Source organism: uncultured Novosphingobium sp., assembly GCF_964277725.1.
GTDB lineage: Bacteria > Pseudomonadota > Alphaproteobacteria > Sphingomonadales > Sphingomonadaceae > Novosphingobium > Novosphingobium fluoreni.
Genome location: NZ_CAXYKL010000043.1, coordinates 1 through 4,535 on the forward strand (window position 1 = coordinate 1; position 4,535 = coordinate 4,535).

6 protein-coding genes are annotated in these 4,535 nt (G+C 64.7%); all 6 read left to right on the forward strand.

The window, feature by feature from the left end; all coding sequences use genetic code 11:
* The coding region (locus ACHWRX_RS02585; protein ID WP_394657983.1) for a cbb3-type cytochrome c oxidase subunit I at window positions 1-1,220 on the forward strand (1,220 nt) is incomplete at its 5' end.
* On the forward strand, window positions 1,217-1,864 hold the full coding sequence (gene cyoC / locus ACHWRX_RS02590; RefSeq protein WP_394657984.1) for a cytochrome o ubiquinol oxidase subunit III: 648 nt from the start codon (window positions 1,217-1,219) through the stop codon (window positions 1,862-1,864). The genes ACHWRX_RS02585 and cyoC, both read left to right, overlap by 4 nt.
* Window positions 1,861-2,223, forward strand: a complete 363-nt coding sequence (gene cyoD, locus ACHWRX_RS02595) for a cytochrome o ubiquinol oxidase subunit IV (protein ID WP_394657985.1) — start codon at window positions 1,861-1,863, stop codon at window positions 2,221-2,223. The genes cyoC and cyoD overlap by 4 nt, the downstream gene beginning before the upstream one ends.
* Entirely contained in the window at window positions 2,220-2,933 is a 714-nt protein-coding gene (locus ACHWRX_RS02600) for an SURF1 family protein (RefSeq protein WP_394657986.1), read from the forward strand. Before cyoD ends, ACHWRX_RS02600 begins: the two co-directional genes overlap by 4 nt.
* Window positions 2,915-4,228, forward strand: coding sequence for an ATP-binding protein (locus ACHWRX_RS02605; protein ID WP_394657987.1), 1,314 nt, complete (start codon window positions 2,915-2,917; stop codon window positions 4,226-4,228). Before ACHWRX_RS02600 ends, ACHWRX_RS02605 begins: the two co-directional genes overlap by 19 nt.
* On the forward strand, window positions 4,225-4,535 hold a 311-nt coding region (locus ACHWRX_RS02610), incomplete at its 3' end, for a response regulator (RefSeq protein ID WP_394657988.1). The genes ACHWRX_RS02605 and ACHWRX_RS02610, both read left to right, overlap by 4 nt.

Here is a 4,535-nt window from a genome sequence, read left to right on the forward strand (position 1 = left end):
TGGACCGGTACGTCGGCACCAATTTCTTCACCAACGATTTCGGCGGATCGCCGATGATGTACGTGAACCTGATCTGGATCTGGGGCCACCCGGAAGTCTACATCCTGGTGCTGCCGGTATTCGGCGTATTCTCGGAAGTGACGGCTACGTTCTGCGGCAAGAAGCTCTTCGGCTATTCCTCGATGGTCTATGCCACGGTGGTCATTACGATCCTTTCCTACGTCGTGTGGCTGCACCACTTCTTCACCATGGGATCGGGCGCCAGCGTCAACAGCTTCTTCGGGATCACCACGATGGTCATCTCGATCCCGACGGGCGCGAAGCTGTTCAACTGGCTGTTCACGATGTACCGCGCACGCATCCGCTTCGACTTGCCGATGATGTGGACGCTGGCCTTCATGCTGACCTTTACGATCGGCGGGATGACCGGCGTGCTGCTGGCCGTGCCCCCGGCGGACTTCGTGCTGCACAACTCGCTGTTCCTGATCGCGCACTTCCACAACGTGATCATCGGCGGCGTGGTGTTCGGCGTGTTCGCCGCGATCAATTACTGGTGGCCCAAGGCGTTCGGCTTCAAGCTGGAGCCGTTCTGGGGCAAGGTCAGCTTCTGGTGCTGGGTGGTGGGCTTCTGGATGGCGTTCACACCGCTGTACGCGATGGGCCTGATGGGCGTGACGCGCCGGATGCGGGTGTTCGACGATCCCTCGTTGCAGATCTGGTTCGTCATCGCCGGCATCGGCGCGGCGCTGATCGCCTGTGGCATCGCCACGATGCTGCTGCAATACGCCGTCTCGATCATCCGCCGCGACCAGAACCGCGACCTGACGGGCGACCCGTGGAACGGACGGACGCTGGAATGGTCCACCAGTTCGCCCCCGCCTGAATACAACTTCGCGTTCACCCCGATCGTCCACGATCTGGATGCCTGGGCGGATATGAAGCGCGCCGGAGTAGGCCGGCCGGAGGAGGGCTTCCGCCCGATCCACATGCCGCGCAACACCGGTGCGGGCGTGGTGCTGGCGGGCCTGAGCGGCATCTGCGGCTTCGCACTGATCTGGCACATCTGGTGGCTCGCCGCCGTCAGCTTTGCCGCGGTGCTGGCCACGGCCATCGTCCACACGTTCAATTCCAAGCGCGATTTCCACATCCCGGCAGACCATGTGGTCGAAACGGAGCGGGCGCGCGGCCAGCAACTCGCCCTAGCCACAGGTGCAGCATGAGCGCTTCCGTAACCACTCCGGCCCCGACGAACCGGGCCACGGCGAACCTGGCGCGCTGGTACGATTTGGACGAGCACGACCATCCCGAAGGCGGCAGCACCATGCTGGGCTTCTGGATCTACCTGATGAGCGACTGCCTGATCTTCGCCATGCTGTTCGCGGCATTCGGCGTGCTGGGCGGCAATTACGCGGCGGGGCCGGGGCCGAGGGATTTGTTCGACCTGCCGCTGGTCGCGCTCAACACTTCGATGCTTTTGTTCTCGTCCATCACTTATGGCTTTGCGATGCTGGCGATGCAGCGCGGGCATGTGCGGGGCGTGCAGGGCTGGCTGGTGGTGACCGCGCTGTTCGGCGCGGCGTTCCTCTCGATCGAGTTGTATGAGTTCGCCCACCTGATCCACGAAGGCGCGACGCCGCAGCGCAGCGCTTTCCTGTCCGCCTTCTTCACGCTGGTCGGCACCCATGGCCTCCACGTCACCTTCGGCCTGATCTGGCTTGGCGTGCTGCTGGTGCAAGTGGGGAAACGGGGCCTGGTCGCGGCCAACCAGCGGCGGTTGATGTGCCTCAGCCTGTTCTGGCATTTCCTGGACGTCATCTGGATCGGCGTCTTCACCTTCGTCTATCTGCTGGGAGTGCTGCGATGAGTGCGGCTCATGATGGCCATGCAAGTGGCGAGGATCACGGCTCGTTGAGGGGCTATGTCATCGGCTTCCTGCTGTCGGTGGTGCTGACGGCGATCCCGTTCGCCCTGGTGATGACCGGCGCGGTGGCGGACAAGGGCCTGACCGGCATGCTCGTCGTCGGGGCGGCGGTGGTGCAGATCGTGGTGCACATGATCTTCTTCCTGCACATGAACACCAAGTCCGAGGGCGGGTGGAACATGCTGGCCTTGCTGTTCACGATCGTGCTGATCGTGATCGTCCTTTCCGGCTCGCTCTGGGTCATGCATCATCTCAATGCGAACATGATGCCCATGTCGCATGAGATGTCGGAGATGCCGTGACCGAGGTGAGGGCGAAGCGCCCTGTTGTCATGTGCCTGACCCTGCTGGTGCTGGCGGCTGTGTTCGCCGCACTGGCGGTCTGGCAGGTGGAGCGGCTGCATTGGAAGGAAGCGCTGATCGCGCGTGTGGAGGCGGGCACGAAGGCCGCACCGCTGCCGGTGGCGCAATTGCCGACGGGTGCGCTAGATCAACTGGAGTATCGCCGCGTCGGGCTGCGCGGCCATTATCTGCCGCAAGGTTCGGTGCTGGTGACCGGCGTTTCCACGCTAGGCTCCGGATATTGGGTGATGACCCCGATGCGGGTTGATGGAGCAGGGCTGGGACCAGCGATCTATGTCAACCGCGGCTTCGTGCCGATGGGCACCCGGATCGAAGCGGTTCGCGCCCGGACGCCGAAGGAGCCTGTATCCGTGATCGGCCTGCTGCGCCTGACGCACCCGGGCGGCGGTTTCCTGCGCGCCAATCGCCCACAGGAGAACCGCTGGTATTCGCGCGACGTGGCGCAGATCGCGGCGCGGCATGGCATGGCGGCGGATGCGCGCTATTTTGTCGACGCTTCGCAGGAGACGCCCAGCGCGGCGGGCGGGCCAGTGCCGGGGCTGACCGTGATCAACTTCCCCAACAATCACTTGTCCTACGCGCTGACGTGGGCGGCGATGGCGCTGCTCTCCATCGGAACGGCGGTGGTGTTATGGCGCAAGCTGCGATGACGGCGCTGCCATCGTCAGCCGGGTATCCGCCGGGCAGCGCGCGCAACATGGCGCTGCTGCTGCAATTGCGCTGGATGGCGGTGATCGGCCAGTTGGTGACGATCTGGGCCACGGTGGAATTGCTGGGCGTGCGCCTGCCGCTCGCCCATCTGATCGCCGTGCCGGTGCTGCTGGCCCTGATCAACTGGGCGACGATCATCATCGGCCGCCAGCGCGGCGGATACAGCCACCTCGAGTTGCTGGCCGCGCTGATGTTGGATGTCGGCTCGCTTACCTGGCAGTTGTATTTCAGCGGCGGCACGACCAATCCCTTCGCGTTCCTGTTCCTTCTCCAGATCGTGATCGGGGCTATCCTGCTGCCGCCCGGCTGGAGCTGGATCGTCGCCGCGATGTCAGCCGCGGCGGTGGCGGGGCTGACTTTCGACTATCGCCCGCTCGATCTCCCCGCGTCGTTCGCGCAGACGCCGATGCAGCTTTACTTGGCGGGAAGCCTGATCTGCTTTCTGCTGATTGCGGTGCTGCTGGTGTTCTTCGTCATCCGCATCGATCGCAATCGCCGCCAGAGCGACCTGGCGCTGGCGGCGCTGCGCCAGCAGGCGGCGGAAGAGCATCACATCGTGCGCATGGGCCTGCTCGCGTCCGGTGCGGCGCATGAACTGGGGACGCCGCTTTCCACGATCTCCGTGCTGCTGGGGGACTGGCGGCAACATCCAGCGCTGGCCGCCATTCCCGATTTCGCCGCTGAAGTGGAAGAGATGGATGCCCAGCTTCAGCGCTGCAAGACGATCGTAACCGGCATCCTCCAATCCGCCGGCGAAGCGCGAGGGGAAAGCCCGGAGGTCACCTCGCTGCGTGCCTTCGCGCAGGCGATCGCCGGCGAATGGTCTGGCCGGACAGGCGGCATCGTGATGCTGGACGATCGCATCGGCGAGAGTGATCCGACTATCGTGTCCGATGCGGCGCTGCGTCAGGTGATCGGCAACGTCATCGATAACGCGCTGGAGGTTTCGCCCCATTTTGTGCTGTTGGTGGCCTCGATCGAAAGGGAGCAGGCGGTGATCGAAGTGCGCGATCGCGGCCCCGGCTTCGCGCCCGAGATGCTGGAGGCGTTCGGCCGCCCCTATTCCTCCACCAAGGGCCGACCGGGCGGAGGGCTTGGCCTGTTCCTGGTGGTCAACGTGCTGCGCAAGCTGGGTGGCAAGGTGGAGGTGGGGAACCTGCCGGAAGGCGGCGCGCAAGTGCGCATGTCCCTGCCGCTCGCTTCGCTGGCCTACCAACCCCGGATGGTATCATGAGCAGCCCTGAAAACGACCCCGCCGATGCTCCCAGCCTCGTCATCGTGGAGGATGATCCGGCGTTTGCCCGCACGCTGGCGCGATCGTTCGAGCGGCGCGGCTACAGCGTGCGCCATGCCGCCAGCCCCGATCAGCTGACGGCGCTGCTGGCCGAGCAGGAGTTCGAATATGCCGTGGTCGACCTGAAGCTGGGCACGGCTTCAGGGCTGACTTGCGTGGAGATGATCCATGCGCGCGATCCCTTGACGCGCATCGTCGTGCTGACGGGCTTTGCCAGCATCGCCACGGCCGTGGAGGCGATCAAGCT